Origin of the sequence: Radiobacillus sp. PE A8.2 (genome assembly GCF_045635475.1) — a bacterium.
Classification (GTDB): Bacteria; Bacillota; Bacilli; order Bacillales; family Amphibacillaceae; genus JBJGXI01.
This window is the reverse complement of record NZ_JBJGXI010000013.1, coordinates 50,337-76,926: the sequence shown is the minus strand read 5'-3', so window position 1 is coordinate 76,926 and position 26,590 is coordinate 50,337. Positions and strand designations below refer to the sequence as shown.

The window sequence follows — 26,590 nt, the reverse complement described above, 5'->3', positions numbered from 1 at the left end:
AAGTGAAACAATAAGCTATCTTCGATTAATCTAATTATTTGAGTAACTAATCTGACAAGTTCCTATTTTTATATTTATTTCCAAGAGTAAATCTTTCTTATTTCACACAAAAAAAGCCGCGCTACCTCAGCAGCGCGAGCTTATTCTTAACGATTTAATAGACTTCCAACATAGCGGAGCAAATCATTCGCCGATGTCGAGGTATATCCATATTCATCAATCAAGGTAACGACAACTTCGTTAATTTTCTTGAGTTGCTGTTCATCTGGTGTTTTAGTAGATGTTGTGATCTTCACAACATCTTTTAGATCAGAGAACAATTTCTTTTGAATTGCTTCTCGCAATCTTTCGTGGGATTGATAATCGAACTTTTTTCCTTTACGAGCGTAGGCAGAAATCCGAATTAATATTTCTTCGCGGAATGCCTTTTTCGCATTTTCCGAAATACCAATCTGTTCTTCTATTGAACGCATTAGCTTTTCATCCGGGTGCATTTCTTCACCTGTTAATGGGTCCTCTAGTTTCGTTTTATTACAATAAGCCTCCACGTTATCTAAATAATTATTCATTAACGTTTTAGCTGATTCCTCATAAGAATAAACAAATGCTTTTTGTACTTCCTTCTTAGCAAGCTCATCATATTCCTTACGAGCAATCGATATAAAGTTCAAGTAGCGTTCTTTATCATCTTTAGAAATGGAAGGGTGATCATCTAAGCCATCTTTTAGGGATCGTAAGACGTCCAATGCATTAATGGAGGTCATTTCTTTCTTGATAATTGTCGAAGAAATCCGATTAATAACATAACGCGGATCAATCCCAGTCATGCCCTCATCATTGAATTCTCTGGATAATTCTTGCAAATCATTATCACTGTATCCATCAACGTTTTGTCCATCATATAAATACATTTTCTTTAATAAACTGATGTTACCTTTAGTCGATTCCTTTAAGCGTGTAAGTATTGTAAACATTGCCGCTACCCGAAGTGTATGCGGGGCGATGTGAACATCTTTTATATCGCTCTCACGAATCATTTTTTCATATATACGCTCTTCTTGACTAACTTTTAAGTTATACGGAACAGGCATGACAATCATTCTTGAATGCAATGCTTCATTCTTTTTATTGGAAATAAAGGAGCGATACTCTGACTCGTTCGTATGGGCTACAATTAGCTCATCTGCAGAAATCAGGGCGAAGCGTCCTGCTTTAAAATTCCCTTCCTGGGTTAAAGAAAGCAAATGCCACAAAAACTTTTCATCACACTTTAACATTTCCTGAAATTCCATTATCCCACGGTTTGCTTTATTAAGCTCCCCATCAAATCGATATGCACGTGGATCTGATTCTGAGCCGTATTCCGCAATCGTTGAAAAATCAATGGAACCCGTTAAATCAGCGATATCTTGTGATTTTGGGTCAGACGGACTAAATGTTCCAATCCCTGTCCGTTTATCCTCTGAAAAAAAGATTCTTTCTACTTGTACATCCTCTATTCGACCAGCGAACTCTTTTTCTACTCGCATCACGTTTAAAGGAGAAAGGTTACCTTCAATACGAATGCCATATTGCTCTTCAAAATCTTTTCGTAAATATTGCGGGATAAGGTGCAATGGATCCTCTTGCATCGGGCACCCTTTTATCGCAAAGACCGCACCTTCATCCGTTAAGGTGAATTGTTCAAGACCTCGCTTTAACAATGAAACGAGTGTTGATTTTCCACCACTAACTGGCCCCATTAATAATAAAATCCGCTTTCTTACATCCAGTCTTTTTGCAGCAGGATGGAAATATTCCTCGACGAGCTTTTCTAATGGCTCTTCCAAACCATATAGTTCTTCACCGAAAAACTTATAAATCTTTTTTCCATCTTCCTCTTCCACACCCCGATGCTTAATCATGTTGTACACCCTTGAGTGCGATGATTGTGCCAGATATGGACGTTCCTTTAATAACTCTAAGTAATCAGCCAATGTTCCTTCCCATTTCAGTTTTTCTTGGTCCTCACGATAGCTCTGGACCTTGCTTAAAATATCCATCAAGGTGACCTCCCAAACAAATTGTTTATCAAAAGGTATTAATATAATCTATGTAGCAACTTGTAGGAAAATGATTAGATAGAAGGATTGTTGTTCAGTTGAATTCTTTTAAAACTGAATATTTGAGTATAATAGCGCCAGTTATTAGCACCTTACGCTGAAAAAGATGCTGGATAAAATTATTGTTTTCTATTTTTTATAAGGAAACTTTTATGTTTAGTTCACAGACTGGTATTTTTTCGATATAATTAGATTATCACTGTACTTACATAAACATGGCTATATGTTGCATGATAGGATTAAATAAGTGAAGGGGGCATTTAAGCATGGGTTTAACTTTAATAATAGGGGTAATCATAACGTTTCTAGTTGCGATCTTTTCAGCAGGATATGATTCTAAACAACTTTCAAAAAAATAAAGATCAAAAGCGTTAGACAAGCACGGGACTGTGGTAAGTCTCGCTCGCACTTGTAAGCGAATTTTTATAATTTCCAATAATAAGATAAAAAGACTGTTATCCTGGGCACTCTAGAAGCCCTGAGTAACAGTCTTTTTTATTACGATAATCCTGGAAATCCTTGTTGCTTTAACACATCATAAATAATGATTGCTGCAGTATTTGACAAGTTTAACGAACGTACTTTATCAGTCATATGAACTCTTAGGCAATGATCTTCCTTGCCGATCAAGAGTTCTTTTGGTATGCCATTTGTCTCTCTTCCAAACACAAAAAACAAATCCTTGTCCTGACTACTAAAATCGAAGTCACTATAGTATTTCGTTCCAAAGTTTTCTATATAGTAAAACTCGCCATCTGGATAAGACTCATGTAATGCATCCAGTGAATCATAGTACTGCACGTTAACATCGTGCCAATAATCCAAACCCGCACGACGGAGCATTTTATCATCAGTTGAGAAGCCTAATGGTTTTATTAAGTGCAACCCTGTATTCGTTGCTAAGCAAGTTCTAGCAATATTACCGGTATTTGCCGGAATTTCTGGTTGAAATAAAACGCAATGAATAGTCATATTTGTTCACCTCAGGTGCTTATAATTTTTAACTTGATTATTATAGCACATTTTTTAAAGCTGGCACCTGGGACGAACTGATTGACAATTATTCACCAATTTTAAAAAACTTATATTTGGTGTCAGTCTTCCACGCATAGGAATCCTCATACGACCAATAGCGGTGTCTGCTGTTCGTAGTATGTGCATTTACTAAAGGCATACCCTCTTGGTCTTTGGCAACCACGATTGTGTTATGATTCCAACGACCATCACCTTCAAAATCATAGCAAATTACATCTCCAAGTGATAATTCTTCTGGATTTTCTACTTCTTTCCCTTGCAACCCTGAATTTGACCCACTCAAATACCAACGTAATGCATGCGCAACTGCCCAACTATAACTCCAATTCGCATCGTTATACCACCAACCATTAGAACGATTCGGCGCCCCTCGCATCGGTGCGCCTCCTGCGTGCAAACACTGTGACACATAATTTGTACAATCTACATCAAAGTCCCGGTAAGCTGGGTTATAATCATTCCACCACCGCTCTGCATAACGAACGGCAACACGGCGATCATAGCTAAACCGCGTATCAACTAGTGCATTTCGATCAATCGGTTCAATCGTCGGCATAGAGTTCTCATACTCTTGTACATTTACCTCTTCGTCTTTTATTAGCTTCCCTTTTCGAAATATTGCTTGATGAACGCGTTGTTCTTCTTCATGATAAAACGTGTCCCCTTGCTTAACAAAAAAAGTTACAGATAAGTCATATTGAATTTGTTCTTCTTCACCCTCCATTTGTAGGTGATGAAACAATTTACCACTCCCTGTAATTCGTGGCACTTTGTTGCCACGATGTTCATGAAAAAATTTTTTCTTAAGTATCCAGTTAGGCAGATTATTTCGCGGTGTATTTAATTGTTTTTCCCAATGTTTTTTTAATTTTTCGGATAGGCTCATGCTCTCCTCCCCTTCCTACAGTATTCTATGAGGCTAAGGAAAAAAGCAGAACAATTCGGATATCCACGACATGAAGCGCCGCTTAGTGGATGGACTCTATTTATTATATACATTAATGGACTATGAATCGAGAAGTTGACTGAAGTTAGACACATCCTTTTACATTATCGCTAAAGCAAAAAAACACCCACTGCATGGCTTTTTACCATCAGATGGGTGCATTTTCTAAACGTAATAAATGTTCCTTTTTATCAATTCCTCCGTTATATCCAACTAATGAGCCATTACTTCCTATCACTCGATGACATGGAATAATAATTGCGATAGGATTTTTGTTTACCGCACCACCGACAGCACGGATTGCTTTTGGTGCGTGTATACTTTTTGCAATTTCCTTATAAGATCTCGTTTCGCCGTAAGGGATTTCTGCATACAGTGCATCCCATACCTTTTTCTGAAAAGGTGTACCATATAAATCAAGGTCTATTTCAAATAACTGCCTTTCTCCAATAAAGTACTCCGTTAGTTGTCGCTTTACACTCTCCACTTGCATTTGATCGTTAATAAATTCTGGAGATTGAAAATGCTTTTTGCCCCATAAATTACATGAGGTAGAAATATCTTTCATTCTACCAAAATCAACCCGACAAATTCCCTTCTGTGAAGCTATAACTGTGATTACACCAATCGGGGTTTCTAACTCATCGTAATACAAATAGGAATCATCGTTCATCCTAACACCTTCTCAACCTTTTTTTCCATTGTACAAGAGGAAACAAATAGTAGAAAGATATTTTTAAAAACTTAATATTATTTTAAACTAATAGTAATAATACAGTACATAAGAACAGGGTCGTGACACTGAATAAAGTGTCACGACCCTCCCAACATCTAGCTATTAATCAATGAAAAATCAAGTCCCTTATCCATTTCTTCAAGTACTGCCTCATCTTTTTCCTTTTGTTTAGCAGTTTTAATAGCTTCAAATGCTGTGGCCGTTCCAATTTTACCTAGCGCCCAGGCAGCCGTTCCGCGAATAACCGGTCTTGGGTCTTGTTGCATTAATCGGATTAACTCAGGGATTGCTTTTTCATCTTTATAATGTGCTAATGCTAAGATTGCGTTTCTTTGAATTGGTTTCTTTCCTCGCCATGAACCAGAAACGTTACCAAACTTTTCCTTGAATTCACGATTACTCATCGACAAAAGTGGGATAAGTTTTGGTTTGGCTATTTCAGGATCAGGCTCCATCTCCGGATGAAAATGATAATCTTTACCTTTGTTTTTCGGACAGACCACTTGACAGTTATCGAACCCATACAATGTATTTCCTAACTTCCCTCGGTATTCATCAGGTAAGAAATCTTTTGTTTGTGTTAAAAATGCAAGGCACTTTTGTGCATTCAATTGACCACCCTGGACAAGTGCACCTGTCGGGCATGCATCAATACACTTTGTGCAGGTGCCGCAACCATCGTCAATTGGTTCGTCTGGAGTGAAAGGAATGTTTGTAATCATTTCACCTAGATACACATAAGAGCCAAATTCTGGCGTAATAATTGCACAGTTTTTCCCACTAAAGCCAATTCCGGCCCGTTCTGCGACGGCACGGTCCGATAATTCTCCTGTATCGACCATCGATTTATACTCAAAACCGTCCATCTTCTTTTCTAAAAATTCACCGATCTGCTCTAGCTTTGCTCTTAACACATGGTGATAATCTTGCCCCCACGATACACGAGCAAACACACCACGGCGCTCTTCTTTCGTGCTCTTTGGCGGTTTTTTCATTTTTGATGGATAGGCAAGTGCAATCGCAATGATCGACTGGGCTTGCGGCATAAGCCGAACAGGTTCCGTGCGTTCGTCAATGCTCCCTTTTTCAAATCCAGATTGATAGCCTAATTCCTGCTGCTGCTTTAAACGGGATTTCAATTCGGAAAACTCGTCAACAGAAGTAAATCCGATTTTGTCGATACCGATCTTTTTACTGTAGGTAATAAGTTCTTGCTTCAACTGCTCATAAGCCATTCCAATCCCTCCTTTCCTTTAAATTTTTTCTATTTAAGACAAATCGATCACCTTTGCGGTACGGATTCTATTCAACGTTGCTGCAATTTCAAAACGACGTGGTCTTGCCAGGTCACCTGGATGCTGATTAGGATATGGCGCAAAAGAACTTAGTCCAGATTCATCTAACTGCCGCTCGATTTTATCTAATAGATCATGCAGAGATTGTTTTGTTTTTAATCCTTGTTTCTGTTCTAAGAAGCGAATCATTTCAGCAATCGCATTTGTTTGTGAGCTATCCACTAATTGTTCCACTGCTTGCAACGAAATATCCGTTTTGCCCATTAGTATCGTATGCTTGCCTTTCGCTTGCACCTTTGATTTTTTGCCACGTTGTGTTTGTAAGCTATCTTGTGAAAATTGTCGCTGCGGTAGATCGCCAAACAATGTTTGCTCAGAAGATTCTGTGTGACTTGGGAATTGTTTTGCGATTTGTTTCGCTTTTTCAGTTACATTAAATGGTTGATACTGATCCATCATGATAATTTGGTCAGCCACATCAAAATAGTCTCCAGAACCACCCATAACTAGTATAGTAGATACACCTAACTGCTCGTTCATCTGCTTCACTTTATGAATAAATGGAGTAATTGGTTCTTTTTCTTTAGCGACTAGCTGTTGCATACGCTCGTCACGAATCATAAAATTTGTAGCACTCGTATCTTCGTCGATAAGAATCGTAGATGCACCAGCTTCGAGAGCCTCAACTACGTTAGCTGCTTGTGAAGTACTGCCACTAGCATTCTCTGTGCTGAATCTTTTTGTATTTTGTTTATGTGGCAAATCGTTGATAAACGGGGATATGTTTACCGTCGTCACCTGTCTGCCATCTTCCGCTCGCACCTTAACTGCATCTGGATCAGTTAGTACATATTCTCTGCCGTCACCTTCTATATGATGATACACTCCGCGCTCAATAGCATTCAACAGGGTACTTTTTCCATGATACCCACCACCAACAATCAGTACAATTCCCTCTTTAAGCGCCATCCCGGTAATTGGCTGATCTTGATGCGGAATCGAAATACTGACCCTATCTGCTTCCGGACTTCTAAACGGAATTGCATCATTCAGCGGACGATTGCTGATGCCACTCTTTCTAGGTAAAATTGCCCCATCTGCGATAAAGGAAATCCAGCCATGTGCTTTCATTGCCTCTCGTATTGCTTGCTGTTGATCTGCCAATTGTACAACTCGTTCAATTTCTGCATCCGTTATGGAGAAAATCGATTGCTCCAAAACAGTCGGTAATGCTTTTGTTAACAGCTTTTCCGCTTCTTTCCCATTAATTCTACGACCATTAGCTGGCAACCCGACTGAAAGACAGATGGTTAAGTGATTTGGGTTGATGGTGACAGCAGTTCTCTCGATTATTTCCTGCCCAGGTGCATCAATGGTAAGCAAACCACTTTTACCTGATCCTTTAGCTTGAATGGTATTTTTTTCTATAGCCCTTGCTACATGACGAGCAATTACATCTTCCACATAAACTTTACGATGCTTACTATTTTTCCAATCTTCTCTAATATTACGATACTGACTCGGTATAATAACTCTAATTTTTGAAGGGGCCGCAAACGGGTCACCTTGGACATAGTCAATCATCATTTCAAAGCGATGATATGAATATCTACCTTGAATTGATTTATACGCTTTATAACTCTTGCCATCTATTTGTCGTAAACGTTCCTGCAATTGTTTCATATTTTTGGTCCACCTTTTTACTTATGTTCCCACTTAGTCCCTAGGATACAATCGATATCAATCATGAGCAAGCATTAAGGCAACAATAAATTAGACAAAATAAAACGCAATGCTTCGTTGATTCCAAACGAAACACTGCGTTGCTCACATAAGTATGGAGCGGGTGAAGGGAATCGAACCCTCGACATCAGCTTGGAAGGCTGAGGTTTTACCACTAAACTACACCCGCATTTTTATTAGTGGTATTCATTCAATATGTATCCACTACATTGGAAAATTATTAAACTTTAAATTAAAGTATGTTAGATAGTATAACAAGCATAATAGGCGTATGCAATAGCAAAATGACACTTTTCGTCAAAGTTCTCAAAGTAAGCGAATTCATTTGTTTTTTTGCTGTTTATTTAAGCACTTTTCATAAATTTTGTTGTTTTTTCACTTCATATTTGAAATAATATCCGTCGTAACGTAGTGCTCGTGATTTCCGCACCAGGCACCCAACGTAAAGAGTAATCCCGTTAGCAGCAGGGGAAATCCAATTCGACTCCTGCGGGAATAGTGGAATAAGTGAGACCCCGCGGAAAGCGAAGTGGATTTCCGGAGCGGGTTAACCACTCTCCAAGTTACGACGCATACTAGTTATTTTACGTAATAACAACCTTTCAGAAAACAGCCTTCATTTATCATTTGTGACAAATAACCTAACCAGGTGTCGCGAATTTCCATTCAATAACATAGGATATCACAGAATATTTTGATATAATAGTTTTCACTTAGCTATAATTAGAGTTCATAAAGGGGGATTAGCTTGTCAATCTATTCAAAAGTATGGACACAGCATGGGTTGGTGGATCGTGACTCATTGACGTATCCTTTTGAAGAACGTGGGCTGCAATTTGGCGATGGAATTTACGAAGTAGTTCGTGTGTATCAAGGGGAATTCCATTTATTATTTGAACATGTTGAACGATTATTCCGCTCGGCTGAAGCTATCAAAATACATTTACCTTTTGATAAACAGCAAACAATGGAGTACTTATTAGATTTATTGAAGGTAAATGATGTTTCAGAAGATGCCAAGGTATACTTGCAAGTAACGAGGGGTTCAGCAGCGAGGGACCATGTGTTTCCAGAGGTGAATGCAAACCTTTATACCTATGTGCAAAAATTATCTCGCCCAATCGCAAACCTAAAGAATGGTGTGTCCGTGATTACTCTTCCTGATGTGCGATGGCAAAATTGTTACATTAAAAGCCTTAATCTCCTGCCGAATGTGCTCGCAAAGCAAGAAGCTAAAGAGCTTGGTTGTTTTGAGGCAATTCTACATCGTGATGGACTAGTTACCGAATGCAGTGCATCGAATGTATACATGGCTAAAGACGGTGCGATTTATACACATCCGGAAACGAACCATATCTTGCACGGTTGTGTTCGTTTAAAATTAAAAGATTTGGCCAATCAGCTAGGAATACCCTTTATTCAGGAAGCCTTTACTGTTGAACAATTGCATAATGCGGATGAAATCTTTTTATCTAGTAGCACAGCTGAAGTCATGCCAATCGTAAAGATTGATAGAAAAACTGTAGAAACTGGTGAGCCTGGAAAAATAACGACACAATTGCAAAAAGCATTTGAAAGTGATATCAACATAAAAGACTCCTTGTTTACAGCACAAATCTGATGAGTCGAAAACCTAGTATGGTCGCAGACCAATACTAGGTTTTTTATGTATTGCTTATTTTTCAAGTTATATAAATTATGAACGGGTACTATTGACTTCTTTTTTATATGTAAATCCAATTTGTTCGCGTACCTACTGGAGGTTGGCTCTTGTATGGATTTCCTTAAATCGAATAACCAAGTGATACTAAGGTTTGAGAGATTTCAGGACGAATTCCGGTAACGATTACGTCTACACCAATTAACTTTAATGCAGAGTCGAGTTGATAGATGTAATGCGCTTCGCTCGTATCCATAATCGGCATCCAGAAAAATCAATTAGTAAATAACTAAGCTGCAAGGTTGTACTTTGCCTTAACGCTGTATCCAAAAATATGAGTAAATACATAACTTACATCAAGCATCGTAATTGCTTGAAATTGCATTTGTTCCAATTCTTCTGAAAATAATTTCCAAATAACGGTACAAAACCGCGCTAATGACCGTTCTGCCTGTATACTCTAATTCGATTTTCAGCTTTTTGCATCCCTATTATTTTGAATTTATTCTATCATCATTTGAGTCGATTTCATAATTACCTTATACAGCTATCCGTATTATGATATTGACTAATTTACAAATTTTTTGATAATTATCGCTTGATATTCATCATACAATGTTAAATGAATATTAATTAGTACAGTCAGGTAATGTAGGGAATCTTATAAAGTTGTTCTTATATTTGATCAAGGGGTGAGTTGCATGACAGCTAAATCCGGGATAGATTATGTGAATCGAATTGACAATATGCAGTCAGAAATTTGGATAGATGGCAAGAAAATTACAGGTAAAATTTCCGAACATGCTGCTTTTAAAGGGATAATTTCTAGTCAAGCTGCATTATATGATTTACAACATGAGCAATCATTATCGGATGTGATGACTTATGTATCACCTACGACCAAGGATAAGATCGGTACATCGTTTCTACAGCCGAGAACAATAAGTGACTTACATAAACGCAGAAATATGATACAGCACTGGGCTAAGAAAAGTGCCGGCATGATGGGGAGAAGTCCTGATTATATGAATACCGTATTAATGGCATTCGCTTCATCAGCGGAGTTTTTACGTGGTAAAAAAAATTGCTTTCCAGATAATCTTATTGAATTTTATGAGCACGCACGGGAAGAGGACCTTTCCTTTACCCATACATTTATTAACCCTCAAATCAATCGATCTCAGTTTTACTTTGAAGATAGTGATCAACCTCCTATTGCTGCGAGAAGAGTCGATACTACGGATGAAGGAATCGTTGTTAAAGGAGCTCGTTTACTTGCAACACAGGGTGGCATAACCGACGAAATTCTAGTGTTATCTCCGGGTGGAGTGTCTGATTCAACTAGCGCATTTTTCTTTTCTATTCCTAGCAATACAAAAGGTTTGAAATTTATATGTAGAGAATCGTTTATGGCGGGAGACTCTAAGTTTAATTATCCGTTAAGTTCCCGCTTCGAGGAGATGGACACGATTGTTGTCTTCGATAACGTCGTTGTTCCTTGGGACAGAGTATTTTATTACGACAATATAGAAGTTGCTAACAAATTTAAAAACCATAGCGCCTTTTTACCATTTACTCTGCATCAAGTCGTTTCCAGGCAGATTATAAAAACCGAATTTGTCCTAGGAGTAACGCAATCGATTGTCGACACGATCAATAGCAGTGAATACCAGCATGTTCAACAAAAGCTAGCAGAGATTATTATGGCACTTGAAACAATGAAGGCATTATTAACAGCTTCAGAAACAGATGCACAAGTAGATGAATTTGGATTAATGCGACCAAATGTTACCCCATTACAGGTTGCCAGTGCTTATTTTCCAAAGGTTTATCCTCGGTTGACCGAAATTGTACAGCTACTAGCTACAAGTGGAATCATCACGATTCCAACAGAGGAAGATTTTGAATCTGAACTTCAATCTGATTTAGAACTGTATTTACAAGCTGCTACTAGAAAAGCAAAAGATCGAGTCAAGCTGTTTCGACTCGCCTGGGATTTGACAATGAGCGCTTTTGGAACTCGGCAAACACAGTATGAACGGTTCTTCTTTGGAGATCCAATTCGATTATCAAGTGAATTGTACCACAGCTATGACAAAACAAATTATACCAAATGGATTGATCAACTATTAAAGTAAATAAAAAACCTTCCTCTGCAGCGTACACGAGGAAGGTTTTCTTATGATCATTTTCTTTCACCGACCATTTTTTTAAACCAATATGCAAAACCTAGGATAATTGGATTCATAAACAAAATCGGTCGCACATACTTATTTGCCTTTATTATCTTGAATTTCGTCAATCCATAGTCTGCTAAAATCGATGCACCAAGAGCAATCACACTTGATCGCTTCGATTTGCTCCTAACAAGCCATGTAAAACATAGTGTTTTATAAATTGCATATAAAGGAGCAAGTTTAAAATGTTCCGTCCAAGTGTGCAATTTCCCAAAACCAAATCTAATTTTTCTAGTTAAGGCAAATACAAACAAATTATTCACATACATAACAAGAATCATATGATATAGAGAAATAAATTGAACATACTGGTTGTTCGTGTTTAACCGTTTATACCAAGCATCACTAAACATAAAATACATTGGTAAAAGTATTACCGTATATGTTGTTTTCCACCAATATTGTTTGTATATTTTTATCTTCTTAAAAAACATCTCAATCAGTCCGAAATAGATGCTAAACAATATTTTAATTTTCCAATTCAATTGAAAAGCAGTGATATAAACCGCTGTAAATGGAATCAAAAGTGCTTGTGATAAGATCGAACCAGCAATATTATCAAATATCTTGTTATTAAAAAACTTTGGTTTATATTGATAACTTTGAAATAAATTTAATACAAAGTATTCAAAATGATAAGCCATACTTGTATTCGTTAACAGCAATATAAACAATCGCTTACGATCTTTACACTTTATAAATGTATATATGAGTAACGATGTGTGAATTACGGATATAAAAATAAATGGATATCTATTCCAATGCTTCTCTTTAGCCATCATATCTACCTCATGTTTATGTATCTTATCTATAGCATGAGCAGGATGGCTTAAAATATTACAAAATATGAATAAGGTACGTGAGCATAATACCCACATCAGCTAGAAGGTGACTAATAACTGGTGCAATTATTGAATGTAACTTAGCTCTAAAATACCCCCACAAAATACCTGCCATAAAAACAGGTGCAACCGCCAATACATCAAATGGCCAATGTAGCATAGGTATAAGCGTCAAGAGATGATATAGACTATAAAGAAAAGCAGTAAGAATAATCGCTCTTGTTGGTCCTATTCTTGTTTTTAAACGTGTATACATATATTCACGCCAGTATAATTCTTCTAATATAGGATTTATACACAAAAGAATAACGACTAAGATTATTGCCTCCATTCCCGTGAAGTTCCACTTCTCTAGCAGCGTCTGTAATGAAGAAACATCAATGACAGTATCAAAAAGTAATGTGAACGCGCCATAGACCATGATCATCATTACCAACCCGCTAATTAAACCGATACCTACAGTTTTTATGTCTATCGTGTTCTTTTGAAACAGTTCATTCCAATTACCATCCTTAGTTTTCTTAATTAAAGGGATCACCAATAGCCAACTGTAAAATAGAAGGAAGGTAAATGGAACACTATTACCAATAGACAAGCCGATAAAAATCATGAGTGTTGGGCCCAGTCCTAAAACAAATATCTTTAACACATATGCTCCCCCCACATTTAAATATTAAGCTTAACCGTAATTACCATTGCAATTATACAAACGACAACGATAAAAAAATATTGTCTGCGCCGTCCTTTTCGATCAACAACTAGTACACCCATCCCAAAAACTACGATTAATATGAAAAACAACAATTGCAAGATTGATAACACAGATTTCACTTCCTAAACTTTAATCATTCAAAAAGAATACTAATCAAAAAAGACATCCTAAGAGGGGATGCCGATCAAAATATATTCTACTTTTAATAAAATTAACTTTACCCACTATTATTCCTATTCGACAAATGTATAAAATATCCTATTGAATTTTTGTAAAGTATTCTTTACAAATTAAGCGTATGCTCACAAAGTTACTAAAGACATCCTCTTATGAATCTTCTGTTGGATCTGTAACTGCATCATAGTCACATTAAGCTTGTTACTTTAGTAGAATCACCGTTTTTGTGTTTACTCTTCTGTAACTTCTATATCTAATTCATCCATTTCCATGCTAGGTGCGATCCAAGGTTGTCTCTTTTCCCGTTTTGCGCACTAAAAATTCTTCCCTCTATATAAATTAAAGTATCTTCATGATGCTCTCGTTTTCTAAGAATTTCATAAACATCCCCTTTTTAATTCTTGCAATTCAAGTATTATTCCCAATCAAATGTAACGAACTCTGCGTACACTAAATTAGCACGATTTAGTTAGGAGTTTTTAAATGGACGCTCAACTTAAATCGATATTCGGATCGTGGATAGAAGCCATCGGGACAACAGTATCCGCTATCGCCAGTACACCCGCTAAATCCATTTCTACCGAGCTACAAAAGGATTTATCTTTAATTGGGAATGTGCTTCAAGCCACGGGAAGCGGTTTATTAGCTGATAGTGTACAAACAATTAATTTAAACAAAATTGGTAACCAAATCGAGGCTATTGGTAATTCTACAATTATAAGTGAGATTTTACTGGATTTTAGTGAACAAACAAAGCAAGAATTAAATATAAAAGGTAATCTGCTTCAAGCACTTGGTGGTGGCTTGTCGTTTGTAGATAGTCTCGGTCAAAAGCCTTCAAAGGCTCAACTATATTCCATCTACGGCAACCTCTTACAAATCATCGGTAACACACTGCAAGCAGTTGCTGGAGGAGTGTCTTGGAGAGGTGGAGAAGCTAGTCAACTGAATACATTAGGAAGTTGGATTCAAGCGATTGGCGCAATTATTTCCGCTCTAGCCGCAAGCAATACTTGAATATTCTGGTGATAATTAGTACGTATAATTCTTCCAGCAAACATGACAATAGTAAAGATTGATATGTTAAGAGGAGGAAACTACCTGTGTTTTATCACGTAAAAGAACTTCAATATAACGCGAAACCGTCCCATCCAGATCCTGTTTATGCGAAAAAGCTACAAGAAATATTAGGTGGACAGTACGGGGAAATGTCTGTTATGATGCAATACTTGTTCCAAGGGTGGAACTGTCGTGCAGAAGGTAAATATCGCGATATGATTTTAGATATTGCAACAGAGGAAATCGCCCACGTTGAAATGATTGCAACAATGATTGCTCAACTCTTAGACGGAGCACCAGCACATGATCAAGAAGCAGGTGCAAAAGACCCTGCAGTTGAAGCAGTATTAGGTGGTATGAACCCGCAGCATGCGATTGTAAATGGATTAGGTGCGCAACCAAACGATAGTGTCGGTTTTCCGTGGACTGCGCGCTATACCGTCTCTAGTGGTAATCTGTTAGCTGATTTCCGCGCTAATCTTAATGCAGAGTCCCAAGGACGTCTTCAAGTTTGCAGACTATATGCAATGACGACAGACCCTGGTGTAAGAGACATGCTTTCTTTCTTAATAGCACGTGACACGATGCACCAAAACCAGTGGATGGCAGCAATTGAAGAACTAGAACAAACACAAGGTGCGATCGTACCGAGTACATTTAACCAAGAGTATGAAAAACAAGAAGTATCCTATTCGTTTATGAACTTTTCTGAAGGCGAAGATAGCAGTACTGGTCGCTGGGCAAGTGGGCCAACTTTAGATGGACAAGCTAATTTTGAATACGATCAACAGCCTAAGCCAATGGGACAAAAGCCTGATTTAAAACCTGGTCCTGCTTATATTCACGGGACAAACCCGGAAGCATTAAGAAAGATGCAAGTTATGGGCAAAATGGAACCAACTTTCAACCAGCAAAACCCACTACAGTAAGAAAAGCGTAGAGCGCCGCTTAGAAACGTAGCGACTGGAGCGAATCGACTGAGATAAAGGAATCATGCCCCCGCATAGGGGGTATGTCGACGTTGGACGGCAAGTCCGCTTTTAGTCGACCTTCCATAAAACTTTAACCGATGATGACTTATCGTAGGGCGATTCGTGAAGTCGCCTAGTTTCTGGCGCTCGGAGCTAGACAGCTTTAAAGAAAACGGCCATCTCCATATAAATAGGAGATGGCCGTCACTGTTTTACTGGAATCTTGCAACCTTTTTAGAAACCGCATCAATTTCATCCATGTCATCTTGAGATAAACGGAATTGTAAGGTACCGATATTTTCTTGTGCGTGATGAAGCTTCGTAGCACCCGGAATTGCAACTACGGTATCTCCGTGAAAGTGGATTAGCCAATTGAGTGCAATCTGGGTTTGACTCACCCCATACTTGGTTGATTTTGCTGCTAACACGTCGATTAACGGTTGTGTTTTTTCAATACCTGCTGGTTTAAAAAACTTTCCATTCTTTCTTGGACCTTTTATGTTTTTGATTAACTCTGGATTGCTGTGAAATTTGCCGGACAAAATCCCTTGTTCCAGCGGGGAGTAAGCAATAATCGTAATGCCGAGCTCTTTCGCTGCAGCTAATACACCATTATTCTCTATTCTTCGATCCAGCAAGTTATATTTCACTTGATTGGATGCCAATCCATATCCTTCAGCCTTAAGTACTTCGTGCGCTTGTCTCATTTTTTCGGCGTTAAAATTGCTTACACCGGCATGTTTAATTTTATTATTCTTGAGTAGTTCCACCATTGCCTTCATCTCATCGTTCACACTCGAAAATGAAAACGGTTGATGTATCTGGTAAAGTTCGATTTGCTTACCATTCAATGCGTCGATGCGTGTATCAATTGTTTTGGTAATCGACTTGGCGGTCCTTAAAAACGGCCACCATTTTGTCGCAATAAAAGCTGCTTCTGCTACCGGACCAATCAGATCTAAGGCTTCCGATAAGGCCTTTTCCGATTCGCCCTTTCCATACACTTCAGCCGTATCAAACCAGTTAATACCGCCTTCTAAACTAAGACGAACAATTTCATTGATGTCTTCCTGCTTCATAGCTGCCCAAAAACTACCAACCAAACCTTTGTCTTTACTAAACTGCCAGCAGCCTAATCCTAAAGCGGATATCTCCGTAGTTGAATTACCTAGCTTTCGTAACGGTATCATCGTTTGTGCCTCTACCACATTAACCACTCCCCTTCTTTGATTTTCCTTATTATTAAGTGTATACATGTCTAGTCTGTTTGTAAAAAGGAATGCCCGTAACCTACTCCAATTTGTGGGGACAAGAGACGATAAACAAGTAATTTAACATAACTGTGGAAACGAATTTGAAACAAATAGTTGCTCCTGTGGTTACCTAACCCGCCACCAACAACATCCGCTACTAAAGTAAGCTCTTTTCCAACTGCCACATCTCGTAAAAGTAACCCTTTTTCTGCATTAATTCATCAAACGAACCAGACTCAATCACTTTTCCTTGATCCATTGCAATAATCTGGTCCATGTTTTCTAAACCGGCTAAGCGGTGGCTAACTAAAATTAACGTATCCGCTTTTGCTTGTTGAAACAGGCGCTTGTAAATTATACTTTCAGTAACCGCATCAACGGACGATGTTGGTTCATCTAGCACCCATAACCTGCCTTGCTTTAGCATGGCTCTTGCTATTGCCAATCGCTGTTTTTCCCCGCCAGATAAGTTCTCAGCATTTTCATAGACAGTATCATCTAAGGAAAAGTGCGAGAGCTGCACGTTTGCTAGCATCGCTTCCATTTGTTGGTCTTCTAGTTTGCTATCTGCAAGCAATAAATTATCTCGAATCGTACCGTAAAAGAAATGGCTACCTTGCAGAACCACCTTTGCTTCTTCCCACAAGCTTTTCTGCTCAATCTCTTCAAGAGGCAAATCATCGATATAGATTTCCCCGTGGATCGGCTTATAGATATTGAGTATTAACTGCAATAATGTTGATTTACCAGAGCCACTCGGTCCTACGATCGCGGTTTTCGACCCTCGTGGGAACTGTGCAGCTATCGTATCAATCGTTCTTCTTTCATCACCCGGATAGGAAAATGAAACATCCTGTATTCGAATGTGATGCGCTCCAGGTTCCAGTGGTACAAAGCTTTCCGCTGGCGCAGTCGTTATATCTTCTTCACCTACCACCGAAAACAATCGCTTTGTTGCTAGTTTGGTTTCTTCCATATATGTTGGAAACACTGCCATTGGAGCAGCTGATTCAAACACGGTTAAAGCAATCATTAATAGCATCGCCAAATATAAACCATCTAGTTGTCCGCTCGTAACTAAAAATGCGGAAACTGCTAACACTAACCATGCAACAAAGAAAGATACAAATGAATTCCAAGATTGACTATAAAGGATATTACGATTTTCACGTTCTTGTTCGTGAATATAATCATCAGATGTTTGCAATAACCGCTCACTCTTCTGCTCTAGTTTTTGATAGATTTTTAAATCCTGATATCCATAGAAAAATTCGGTGATATCGGTTGATAAATGTCCTCTTTTTTCTCTAACCTTACTATTCAGCTTTGCCTGTCGCAATGAAAACAGAGCAGGGATCACAAATGTTGTCAGCACTAAACCAAGCAAAAGCAAGAGCGCTATGTAAATCGAATAATACGCAGTAAAAAGAATCGTAGCTAGGAAAACTAATATGAGAACAATTGGTGGATATACCACCCGCAGGAAAAAGTTTTGTAAACTCTCAACATCTCCAACAATGCGAGCTAACAAATCACCACTACGATATTTTTGGAAAATACCTGGTACGACTGGATTCAATTTTTCAAAAAAAGCAACACGCACATTACTTAACATCGTAAAAGTCGCCCTATGAGAATACAGCCTCTCTGCATAACGGCTAATAGCTTTAACAAATCCAAGCAGCTTGACCGTTGACGTTAAAATAATCAGCATGTAGATGGGCGTTGCCAATGCTGCTTTAGCGACTAAATAACCACTCGCCGCAAACAAACCAACACTTGCGATACCACCAACAAAGCCAAATAAAATCGAATATACAACGTCTTTTTTCTCTCGTAACATCAATTTCATAATAACGGTTAACTGCCTCATGCTCGGTTGCCTCCTCGCTGCACCATTACCATCTCCCGATAGGCACTCACTGATTCTATCAAGTTTTCATGTGTACCTGTCGCAACTATCCTGCCATCTTGCATAAACAAGATGGCGTCTGCTTGTTTAATCGTATGCAATCGGTGGGCAACAGTTATGATTGTTGCTTGCTTCGCGAGCATATCGATCGAGTTTTGCAAAATTTGCTCGGTGCGAAGATCAAGGCCTGTTGTAGGTTCATCAAGTAACACAACTTGTGGCTTTTTCAAAAAAGCCCTCGCAATAGCAATTCGCTGCTTTTCACCAGCAGACAAACCTCTGCCACCTTCACCAATTACCGTGTCATAGCCTTGGTCTAATTGCTCAATAAGCGCTGTAAGACCGGCTTGCTCAGCAACAGTATGTAATTCCGTTTCCGCAAAAACTTCTCCTGTACCAATTGCAATATTTTCCTGTATCGTACCCGAGAAAATAAACGGATCTTGTGATATGTAACAAAGTTGATTTAACCACACGTGCTCACTCAACTCCGGTAATCGTGTGCCATTTACAAGAATTGCTCCATGTGTTGGTGTTAATAAACCTGCTAACAAATGGAGGATTGTTGATTTTCCAGCACCACTTTTTCCGATGATTGCAATACGGCTATAAGGCTGGAATTTTTCGCTAAGTTCCTGTAAAACAAGCTTGTCCTGCTGATAGCTAAAACTAACGCCGCTTAGTTCGATTACAGGTGGGGTATGTTTATTTTTTATCAGTTTATCGCCCCAAGCTACTCGATCCGTCGATGCAGCTAACTCATCAAATACTTTTCTCGCTGCCCCCATGCTACTCCTACCATTATGAAAACTATTATTTAACTGTTTGAGCGACGTAAAGAATTCAGGAACTAATAGTAAAACGAAAAAAGCTGTGAAAAAGGATAGATTTTGGTAGACGATCAATTGGATTGCGATTCCGAGCGCGACAATACCAATACTAAGCATCGAAATGATTTCAGTTAGAAACGACATCGTAAACGCAACTTTTAAGATTTCCATCGTCGTATCTCGGAATCCGATGCTACTTTTTTCAATTTCATCTTTTTGTTGCTTCGCTTTGCCATATAACTTTAGCGTCACAAGACCTTGGAGAATATCCAAAAACTTTCCGGAAAAAGCAGACAGCTTATCCAATCTCTCCTCTGATTTCTTTTGTGTCTGCATCCCAATTACAGCCATACATACAGGAATAAACGGAGCTGTTACAATCAGAATAAGTCCAGAATTCACGTGCACAGTAAAGATCGTAACTAATACGAATAATGGAACAACAGTCGACTGGATCACTTGCGGAATGTATTGGCTAAAATAACCGTCCATTTCATCGACCACATCCATCATTACACTAACTTTGTTTCCAGACTGACCTTGGATTACATGCTGCAAAGGATGGACAGAGAACGTATTGACCAACTGTCGGCGTAGCTGTTTTTTCACTTTTGTCGCAAGCCCAACACCGATACGGCTGCTATAATATGTACTAATCGTTCTAATACCTAACACCAATAGCAGCACGATAATCGCTTGGAAAACGACGCTATACGATTGTTCGTTCAAAAAAACATCTTCGACAATCGCCGTTATTAAATATGCTTGTCCGATTACAGCTGCTCCTAGCAGAAGTGATAGGAACACGATCAAAACTAAGCTCTTTTTTTCCTTTAATGTTGCTTGCTTTAATTCCTTCATCGCTTCATCATATCCCTTATTATTTCTTGCCTTTTACATAATCTGCATTAAATAAAAATAGTTTCATTAGTAAAACCAGTGACGGAACCAGTAGGCATAGACCACCAATAAATGCAGCAACTAATGCAAAACCCATTGCCTCGTTCGTGGCACTATCAGTAATAACAATGTATGGGTCAAGTAGATATGGATATTGTGCGATTCCATATCCGAAAAAGGCAAACAAAAATTGCAACATTACACATATAAAGGCAATTCCGTAATACTTCCCTTTATAGAGTAACCAATAGGAGACAATAAAAAACCCAACAGACATGCCAAACATCCACCATAAGTCGAGCATGTTTTCAAAATGTCGCATATTTCGCTGACTTAAAGCAATCATCGTCGTTAAAGCTGCGACAATCGTCGGTGAACTCCAAAACAACGCATAATTTCTCACTAATGCTAATGCAGCATGGTCCTCCGCGCGAGAAGCGTAAAAGGTTAGAAACGTGGCACTGATGAACAGTAAAGACACGATTGCTAAGGCGACGATACTCCAAGCCAAAGGACTCGTAAACAGATCAAGATAATCTAACCTGACAGCACCGTTCTCCTCTACAATAAATCCACCTTCTGATAAAGTTAACGCTACAGATAACGAAGCTGGTATCAGTAATCCCGTAGCACCATACAAGAACATGTAAAGATTGCTCTGTTTCGAACCATAGTTTTCAAATGCATAAAACGAGCCACGAATCGCTAATAAAATAATCGCAAAGCTCGCCGGCACGAGTAATGTTGTTCCGTAGTAATAAGCAACATCCGGAAAAAAGCCAATAATTCCCACAAAGAAGAATACGAGAAACACGTTGGTTACTTCCCAAACTGGTGACAAATATCTTGAGATTAATTGATTAATCACATGGTCTTTCTTCGTTACCTTTGCATAATAAGCAAAGAAACCTGCGCCAAAGTCGACAGAGGCGACAATCAAATACCCATATAAAAACAACCAAAGTACACTAATGCCGATTAGTTCATAGGTCATGATTTTTCCCTCCAGTGTCCGTATAATGCTTTTCTAACTCAAGCTCTGCCGGGTTATGGCGGAACAGCTTTCTAAGTGTCACGATACATAACGTACCAAGGACGATATATAATCCTAAAAATAAAAAGAACATTTCACCTACATAACTAGATGACGTTACCGCTTCTTCTACCGTCATATAGCCACGAATAATCCACGGTTGCCTTCCTTCCTCTGCAAAAATCCAACCAAATTCAACTGCTAGCATCGCTAGCGGACCAGCAAGAAAGATCGGCCATAGTACCCACTTACTATGAGCATCCCATCTTTTTATCCTACTAACAACTAAATAGAAGAAGGATATCGCAATCAAATACATACCTATCGTAACCATTAAATCAAACATATAATGAATCCAGAGCGGTGGCCGCTCCTCCTCAGGAAAAGCTTCTAAGCCAACGACAGAGCTTTGAAAATTACCATGCGCGAGAAAGCTTAACGCACCTGGTATCCGTATACCACCAACGATGTCATTGTCTTCATTAAGCCAGCCAAACAATACCAAATCTGCGTTTTCCTCTGTTTCAAACAACCATTCTGCCGCAGCCAGCTTTTCTTCTTGATGATTCGCTAAAAATTTTGCAGACAAATCACCAGCCAAGGCTGTTAATAAAGAAAACACAAACACAGCTGTTACCGTCAGCTTTAACGCTTTTTTATGATAATCAGAACTTTTTTTAAATAACATCACAAAGGCAGTAATCGATGCCAGCAATGCAGCACAAGTTAAGTATGAGCCACCAAGCACGTGGAAAACTCTCGTCGGTGTTGATGCACTTAACATCGCATCAATGGGACTAACCGCAGCTAACTCCCCTTTGTTTATTTCAAATCCGTCTGGTGTGTTCATAAACGAATTGACAGTCGTAATAAAGATTGCTGAAAAGCTAGCACCGATGACAATAGGAATTGATAGCAACCAGTGAACAATTGGTTTAAATCTGTCCCATGTATACAAATAAATCCCAAGAAAGATCGCTTCAAAGAAAAATGCGAATACTTCCATAAACAACGGTAACGCAATCACGTTACCTGCAACGCGCATAAAGTTTGGCCAAATTAACGACAGCTGCAATCCAATAGCCGTTCCGGTTACAACACCAACCGCAACAGTGATCACAAACCCCCGTGCCCATCTTTTTGCTAACATATGATAATGAACATCTTTTTTTCTTATTCCAATAAACTCAGCGATTGAAATAAACAGTGGCACACCAACACCAATGGTGGCAAAAATAATATGAAATCCTAATGTCAAAACTGTTAATAATCTACTCATTAATAGCGTATCAAATTCTAGCAATCATTAAACCTCCCTTTAATGAAACCATAGTGAAATATTGAACATAGAATTACTTATGTATTTCCGTTTGCATGCTATCTTATATTGCTTTGCATGAATTATTCTCTCGTTAATCCTATCATTTAAAACCGTTTATTCACACTTTAACGTACTAAATATCACAGTTGTTAGAATTTGTTCACATATCCATCTTCGTTCCCGTTTTTGTTTAGTATGAAACGAAAAAAACGCTCCTTTAAAAGAAACGTTTTTTGTTATTTTACTCATTTAAAATTGTGCGAACCACTGCGCATATAAATAACTATTCTCCCACTCTGGATCCTTGTCCTCAATTCCCCAGCAAGCATAAAGAGTCGCCATCGCAAAAGCAGCCTTGAGTAAACGTTCCCGATCTAAATCCAAAACAGAGACTAGAGCGTCTACTCTATTTCCCAAAATTTCTTTGGGATTACTTTTATTGTGCAGCTCATTTACTAAAAAAGATATTAAATCAAAATAACGGTCACCGGCTACCCCTTTCGGATCAATCGCAAGCCAACCTTTTTCTTCTGAAAATAAAATATTTTGATGATGTAAATCACCATGAAGCAGCTCAGCTTTCTCGCTTGTCTCGCTAATTTGCTTGAAATATGTATATGCTAATTTTATATGGTCCGTGATAATTGGCCCGTCTTCGTTTGAAAAATTCGCTAGGTACCTCTTGAGCCCTTTCGCCCAGTCAGAAATTGTTGGACAATCTAATCCGGTTGAAATAGGTCTACGTATTGCTTTCCACACCTTGACAAATTGCTCAATGGCAACTTGCTCATTCACTTCCGCTTTAAGCATCGTACCTGGTACAAGCTGTTCTAATAGCATAGCGCCACCGTCTGGGTTTGATTTTAATAGTCCTGCACAGCCTACACTGTGATATGCTTGAACCGTTTTTATTTCATTTGTGAAATCAAAACCTGGAATACCTAGTTTTAGAATTACCGGAACTCCTTGGTTATCCTTAGCTTTTACCACATAGTTATAAGAGAGATTTCCAACTGGACCTTCGAGACTTAATTGCCAGTGGTCCGCATAGTTTTGTACTGTAGTTTCTAATCTAGCTAACCAGTCATGACCTTGTTCGCCAAACGTATTAGTAATTTTTTCTTTAAATGACTTTGGTATGTGCAACTGCACTCCCTCCTTCAGATTGTTAACGATACTTTTATTATAAATGCGAAAAGGCGTTTCTCCTAGTCTGAGAAACGCCTTAATCCCGAGAGCATGCTACCCTCTTTGCTTCATTTTTTCTTCATACAATTGTTCCAGTTCTTCTTCAGAAGGACGACTATCTTTAATAAAGAAGGAAATAATTAAACCGACCAAGGACAAGGCAGCTACAACAACAAACGCAACATTGGCACCAAATATATCTGGATTGGCAATTTCTGTTTGAGCAGCAGCCGTTTCTGATGATGTCATCACTGTAACTAGAATTGCTGTTCCGACAGATGCAGCAACTTGTCTCATCGTGTTATCCATCGCCGCACCGTGCGGGATTAATTTTTTCGGAAGTTGATTTAATCCAGCTGTAGCAATCGGCATCATTACCATCGACAGACCGAACATTCGAATCCCGTACATCGTCGTCATAAATGCTAAGCTCGTTGAAGTGTCCAGTCTTGTAAATGCAAGCGATGATACAGTAATGATCGATAACCCCACCATTGCCAATTTTTTCGCACCAATTTTATCAAAAATTCGTCCAGTAATCGGTGACATAAAGCCTGTGATGAGTGCACCAGGAAGTAAAGCTAGACCAGCTTCAAACGCACTGAATTCCCGCATGTTCTGCATGTAGAGCGGAATTAATGTTTCGACACCAATTAGTCCCATAAATACGATCATGCCGACAATGACGGCAAATGGAAAAATCGAATACGTAAACACTCTGAACTCGAGCATCGGATGTTTTAACCTTAACTGTCTTAAAATGAATATAATAAGAGCTATTTCACCAACTAACAGTGACACGATCGTAATAATATGAAACCAGCCGTTATTCCCAGCTGACGTGAACCCATACAAAAGACCACCAAATCCAAACGAAGATAATATTATCGATACAACATCTAATTTCGGATTTGTTAATTCGGTTACGTTTTTAAGCGCAAAAATCGCAATAATAATATCAATTAAAGCAATCGGTAAAATAATGAAAAATAACACTCTCCATGAATAATGCTCGGTCACCCAACCGGATAATGCAGGACCGATTGCCGGCGCGAAAGAGATAACAAGCCCAATTAACCCCATCGCAGCTCCACGTTTATTAACAGGAAAAATCATTAAAAACACAGTCTGCATTAATGGAAGCATCACACCTGCACCAACAGATTGGATAACTCGACCTACTAGTAAAATCGAAAAGTTAGGCGCAATACCAGCAACAAGTGTACCTGCGGCAAAAATACTCATCGCTGTTATAAATAGCTGTCTTGTCGTAAACTTTTCTAATAAAAAGGCACTAACAGGAATCATAATCCCACTAACAAGCATGAACACAGTCGTTAGCCACTGCCCCGTATTTGCTGTAATCCCCATCTCCTCCATAATTGGAGGAATCGCCGTAATCATTAACGTTTGATTCAATATCGCAATAAATGCCCCTGCTAAAAGCAGTGCAACAATTGTCCTACGATTAAAACTCGGTACTGCCATCTCTTACACCTTCTCTTATCCCCAAAATAAAAAATTCAAATTAATCCTCATATAGAATACATGATTGAGAATAATTCGTCCATTTGCGACAACTAGAAAAGATGAGTTAAAAACACAAGATGGTGTCAACCTCACTTAGGAAAAATGTCCAAGTGCTATTGACACCATAAAACCAATAGGAGTTATTTGTCAGCTCTTCCACCTAATGAAATACTCCAGTCTTGTGCGGCATTTCCTTCTAAGTATCGTTCTACGTCCAGTGCCGCCATACAGCCTGTGCCAGCTGCGGTGATTGCTTGACGATATTTGTTATCTTGCACATCTCCACAAGCAAACACACCAAGTACATTCGTTTCGGTTGTTCCTGGTACAACGTCAATGTAGCCAACGTCATCGGTTTTCAATTTTCCTTTTAGAAACTCAGTATTTGGATTATGTCCAATCGCAATGAATAGCCCATCTGTTTCAACTAATTCTTCTTTACCTGTCTGATTATCTTTAACAACTAAGCCTTTTACCTTGTTATCCTCACTAACGACCTCGACAGGCGTCTTGTTCAAATTCCATGTGATTTTTTCATTTTCTTTAGCACGGTCTTGCATAATTTTTGAAGCCCGTAATTCATCTCTACGATGGACAATTTCTACTTCACTAGCAAACTTACTAAGGAAATTTGCTTCTTCCATTGCAGAATCGCCACCACCAACGATCACAACTTTTTTACCTCGGAAGAAAAATCCATCACACGTCGCACACGTACTAACTCCACGACCGACATTTTCCTTTTCACCTGGAATATTTAACATTTTCGCAGACGCACCTGTCGAGATAATCAATGCTTGCGTTTGTAGTTGTCCAATTCCGCTAACCTCTAAAGTAAAAGGACGTTTGGAAACATCAACATCTGTTACCCAACCATTTTTGAAAACAGCGCCGAATTTTTCTGCTTGTTTTCTCATATTATCGATTAATTCTGGTCCCATCACACCATCGATAAACCCAGGGAAATTTTCAACCTCTGTCGTTAAACTAAGCTGTCCCCCTGGCTCTGCACCTTCAATGACAACGGGGTTCATATTTGCTCGAGCTAAATAAATTGCTGCTGTTAATCCTGCTGGTCCCGTTCCTAAAATTACTACTTTTTCCATGA

At 38.7% G+C, this 26,590-nt stretch carries 23 protein-coding genes and 1 tRNA gene; 4 read left to right on the top strand and 20 right to left on the bottom strand.

What is annotated here, in order from left to right; translation table 11 throughout:
• Positions 1-146 precede the first annotated feature (146 nt).
• The 7 genes from ACI6MV_RS09230 to ACI6MV_RS09200 form a co-directional block, all read right to left on the bottom strand.
• Entirely contained in the window at positions 147-2,042 is a 1,896-nt protein-coding gene (locus ACI6MV_RS09230; RefSeq protein ID WP_407269997.1) for a PrkA family serine protein kinase, read from the bottom strand.
• Positions 2,043-2,600: 558 nt separating this feature from the next.
• Positions 2,601-3,074: a tRNA (cytidine(34)-2'-O)-methyltransferase gene (locus ACI6MV_RS09225; RefSeq protein WP_407269996.1), complete on the bottom strand. Its 474-nt coding sequence runs from the start codon at positions 3,072-3,074 to the stop codon at positions 2,601-2,603.
• An 88-nt stretch (positions 3,075-3,162) separates the two neighbouring features.
• The gene (locus ACI6MV_RS09220) at positions 3,163-4,023 is read right to left on the bottom strand and encodes an amidase domain-containing protein (RefSeq protein ID WP_407269995.1); all 861 of its coding nucleotides are present in this window, start codon (positions 4,021-4,023) and stop codon (positions 3,163-3,165) included.
• 208 nt (positions 4,024-4,231) lie between these two features.
• Complete coding sequence (locus tag ACI6MV_RS09215) at positions 4,232-4,756, bottom strand: methylated-DNA--[protein]-cysteine S-methyltransferase (RefSeq protein ID WP_407269994.1); 525 nt, start codon at positions 4,754-4,756, stop codon at positions 4,232-4,234.
• Between the two features lie 158 nt (positions 4,757-4,914).
• Positions 4,915-6,054, bottom strand: a complete 1,140-nt coding sequence (gene queG / locus ACI6MV_RS09210; RefSeq protein WP_407269993.1) for a tRNA epoxyqueuosine(34) reductase QueG — start codon at positions 6,052-6,054, stop codon at positions 4,915-4,917.
• A gap of 33 nt (positions 6,055-6,087) precedes the next feature.
• On the bottom strand, positions 6,088-7,797 hold the full coding sequence (locus tag ACI6MV_RS09205) for an ABC-ATPase domain-containing protein (RefSeq protein ID WP_407269992.1): 1,710 nt from the start codon (positions 7,795-7,797) through the stop codon (positions 6,088-6,090).
• 155 nt (positions 7,798-7,952) lie between these two features.
• Positions 7,953-8,026, bottom strand: a tRNA-Gly gene (locus ACI6MV_RS09200).
• 579 nt (positions 8,027-8,605) lie between these two features.
• On the opposite strand from ACI6MV_RS09200, the gene dat reads away from it, so the two are divergent.
• Positions 8,606-9,478 carry a D-amino-acid transaminase gene (gene dat, locus ACI6MV_RS09195; RefSeq protein ID WP_407269991.1) on the top strand — a complete coding sequence of 291 codons (873 nt, stop codon included), beginning with the start codon at positions 8,606-8,608 and terminating at the stop codon, positions 9,476-9,478.
• Positions 9,479-9,641: 163 nt separating this feature from the next.
• Here dat and ACI6MV_RS09190 read toward each other — a convergent pair whose 3' ends face one another.
• Positions 9,642-9,773: an STAS domain-containing protein gene (locus ACI6MV_RS09190; protein ID WP_407269990.1), complete on the bottom strand. Its 132-nt coding sequence runs from the start codon at positions 9,771-9,773 to the stop codon at positions 9,642-9,644.
• 445 nt (positions 9,774-10,218) lie between these two features.
• Here ACI6MV_RS09190 and hpaB point away from each other — a divergent pair, with 445 nt between their 5' ends.
• Positions 10,219-11,655, top strand: coding sequence for a 4-hydroxyphenylacetate 3-monooxygenase, oxygenase component (hpaB, locus tag ACI6MV_RS09185; protein ID WP_407269989.1), 1,437 nt, complete (start codon positions 10,219-10,221; stop codon positions 11,653-11,655).
• A gap of 47 nt (positions 11,656-11,702) precedes the next feature.
• Here the strand turns inward: hpaB and ACI6MV_RS09180 are convergent, their stop codons facing one another.
• Genes ACI6MV_RS09180 through ACI6MV_RS09170 form a run of 3 tightly spaced genes read right to left on the bottom strand, consistent with a single transcriptional unit; the run spans position 11,703 to position 13,418 of the window.
• Positions 11,703-12,533, bottom strand: a complete 831-nt coding sequence (locus tag ACI6MV_RS09180; protein WP_407269988.1) for a hypothetical protein — start codon at positions 12,531-12,533, stop codon at positions 11,703-11,705.
• Between the two features lie 58 nt (positions 12,534-12,591).
• Complete coding sequence (locus tag ACI6MV_RS09175) at positions 12,592-13,245, bottom strand: CPBP family intramembrane glutamic endopeptidase (RefSeq protein WP_407269987.1); 654 nt, start codon at positions 13,243-13,245, stop codon at positions 12,592-12,594.
• A gap of 17 nt (positions 13,246-13,262) precedes the next feature.
• Positions 13,263-13,418 carry a hypothetical protein gene (locus ACI6MV_RS09170; RefSeq protein WP_407269986.1) on the bottom strand — a complete coding sequence of 52 codons (156 nt, stop codon included), beginning with the start codon at positions 13,416-13,418 and terminating at the stop codon, positions 13,263-13,265.
• A 550-nt stretch (positions 13,419-13,968) separates the two neighbouring features.
• Here ACI6MV_RS09170 and ACI6MV_RS09165 point away from each other — a divergent pair.
• Positions 13,969-14,502 (top strand): DUF6944 family repetitive protein, encoded by a 534-nt coding sequence (locus ACI6MV_RS09165; RefSeq protein WP_407269985.1) that lies wholly within the window; start codon positions 13,969-13,971, stop codon positions 14,500-14,502.
• 86 nt (positions 14,503-14,588) lie between these two features.
• Positions 14,589-15,473: a manganese catalase gene (locus ACI6MV_RS09160; protein ID WP_407269984.1), complete on the top strand. Its 885-nt coding sequence runs from the start codon at positions 14,589-14,591 to the stop codon at positions 15,471-15,473.
• 254 nt (positions 15,474-15,727) lie between these two features.
• Here the strand turns inward: ACI6MV_RS09160 and ACI6MV_RS09155 are convergent, their stop codons facing one another.
• The 9 genes from ACI6MV_RS09155 to trxB form a co-directional block, all read right to left on the bottom strand.
• On the bottom strand, positions 15,728-16,723 hold the full coding sequence (locus ACI6MV_RS09155; RefSeq protein WP_407269983.1) for an aldo/keto reductase: 996 nt from the start codon (positions 16,721-16,723) through the stop codon (positions 15,728-15,730).
• A 50-nt stretch (positions 16,724-16,773) separates the two neighbouring features.
• Positions 16,774-16,953 carry a hypothetical protein gene (locus ACI6MV_RS09150; protein ID WP_407269982.1) on the bottom strand — a complete coding sequence of 60 codons (180 nt, stop codon included), beginning with the start codon at positions 16,951-16,953 and terminating at the stop codon, positions 16,774-16,776.
• The gene (gene cydC / locus ACI6MV_RS09145) at positions 16,926-18,641 is read right to left on the bottom strand and encodes a thiol reductant ABC exporter subunit CydC (RefSeq protein WP_407269981.1); all 1,716 of its coding nucleotides are present in this window, start codon (positions 18,639-18,641) and stop codon (positions 16,926-16,928) included. Before cydC ends, ACI6MV_RS09150 begins: the two co-directional genes overlap by 28 nt.
• On the bottom strand, positions 18,638-20,371 hold the full coding sequence (cydD, locus tag ACI6MV_RS09140; protein ID WP_407269980.1) for a thiol reductant ABC exporter subunit CydD: 1,734 nt from the start codon (positions 20,369-20,371) through the stop codon (positions 18,638-18,640). Before cydD ends, cydC begins: the two co-directional genes overlap by 4 nt.
• 19 nt (positions 20,372-20,390) lie before the next feature.
• Positions 20,391-21,404, bottom strand: a complete 1,014-nt coding sequence (locus ACI6MV_RS09135) for a cytochrome d ubiquinol oxidase subunit II (protein ID WP_407269979.1) — start codon at positions 21,402-21,404, stop codon at positions 20,391-20,393.
• Entirely contained in the window at positions 21,394-22,746 is a 1,353-nt protein-coding gene (locus ACI6MV_RS09130; RefSeq protein WP_407269978.1) for a cytochrome ubiquinol oxidase subunit I, read from the bottom strand. The genes ACI6MV_RS09135 and ACI6MV_RS09130 overlap by 11 nt, the downstream gene beginning before the upstream one ends.
• Positions 22,747-23,013: 267 nt before the next feature.
• On the bottom strand, positions 23,014-23,910 hold the full coding sequence (locus ACI6MV_RS09125) for an aminoglycoside phosphotransferase family protein (protein ID WP_407269977.1): 897 nt from the start codon (positions 23,908-23,910) through the stop codon (positions 23,014-23,016).
• A gap of 96 nt (positions 23,911-24,006) precedes the next feature.
• A complete protein-coding gene (locus ACI6MV_RS09120; protein ID WP_407269976.1) occupies positions 24,007-25,440 on the bottom strand; it encodes an MDR family MFS transporter in 1,434 nt (477 codons plus the stop codon).
• 182 nt (positions 25,441-25,622) lie between these two features.
• Positions 25,623-26,588, bottom strand: a complete 966-nt coding sequence (gene trxB / locus ACI6MV_RS09115; protein ID WP_407269975.1) for a thioredoxin-disulfide reductase — start codon at positions 26,586-26,588, stop codon at positions 25,623-25,625.
• Positions 26,589-26,590: the final 2 nt, after the last annotated feature.

What these genes read in the sequence shown, in the direction of transcription:
- hpaB (WP_407269989.1), top strand. Translation starts at nt 10,219, where the DNA reads ATGACAGCTAAATCCGGGATAGATTATGTGAATCGAATTGACAATATG.
- ACI6MV_RS09165 (WP_407269985.1), top strand. Translation starts at nt 13,969, where the DNA reads ATGGACGCTCAACTTAAATCGATATTCGGATCGTGGATAGAAGCCATC.
- ACI6MV_RS09220 (WP_407269995.1), bottom strand. Translation starts at nt 4,023, where the DNA reads ATGAGCCTATCCGAAAAATTAAAAAAACATTGGGAAAAACAATTAAAT.
- queG (WP_407269993.1), bottom strand. Translation starts at nt 6,054, where the DNA reads ATGGCTTATGAGCAGTTGAAGCAAGAACTTATTACCTACAGTAAAAAG.
- ACI6MV_RS09230 (WP_407269997.1), bottom strand. Translation starts at nt 2,042, where the DNA reads ATGGATATTTTAAGCAAGGTCCAGAGCTATCGTGAGGACCAAGAAAAA.
- ACI6MV_RS09225 (WP_407269996.1), bottom strand. Translation starts at nt 3,074, where the DNA reads ATGACTATTCATTGCGTTTTATTTCAACCAGAAATTCCGGCAAATACC.
- cydD (WP_407269980.1), bottom strand. Translation starts at nt 20,371, where the DNA reads ATGAAGGAATTAAAGCAAGCAACATTAAAGGAAAAAAAGAGCTTAGTT.
- ACI6MV_RS09180 (WP_407269988.1), bottom strand. Translation starts at nt 12,533, where the DNA reads ATGGCTAAAGAGAAGCATTGGAATAGATATCCATTTATTTTTATATCC.
- ACI6MV_RS09120 (WP_407269976.1), bottom strand. Translation starts at nt 25,440, where the DNA reads ATGGCAGTACCGAGTTTTAATCGTAGGACAATTGTTGCACTGCTTTTA.
- ACI6MV_RS09190 (WP_407269990.1), bottom strand. Translation starts at nt 9,773, where the DNA reads ATGGATACGAGCGAAGCGCATTACATCTATCAACTCGACTCTGCATTA.
- cydC (WP_407269981.1), bottom strand. Translation starts at nt 18,641, where the DNA reads ATGAGGCAGTTAACCGTTATTATGAAATTGATGTTACGAGAGAAAAAA.
- ACI6MV_RS09205 (WP_407269992.1), bottom strand. Translation starts at nt 7,797, where the DNA reads ATGAAACAATTGCAGGAACGTTTACGACAAATAGATGGCAAGAGTTAT.
- ACI6MV_RS09215 (WP_407269994.1), bottom strand. Translation starts at nt 4,756, where the DNA reads ATGAACGATGATTCCTATTTGTATTACGATGAGTTAGAAACCCCGATT.
- ACI6MV_RS09135 (WP_407269979.1), bottom strand. Translation starts at nt 21,404, where the DNA reads ATGACCTATGAACTAATCGGCATTAGTGTACTTTGGTTGTTTTTATAT.
- trxB (WP_407269975.1), bottom strand. Translation starts at nt 26,588, where the DNA reads ATGGAAAAAGTAGTAATTTTAGGAACGGGACCAGCAGGATTAACAGCA.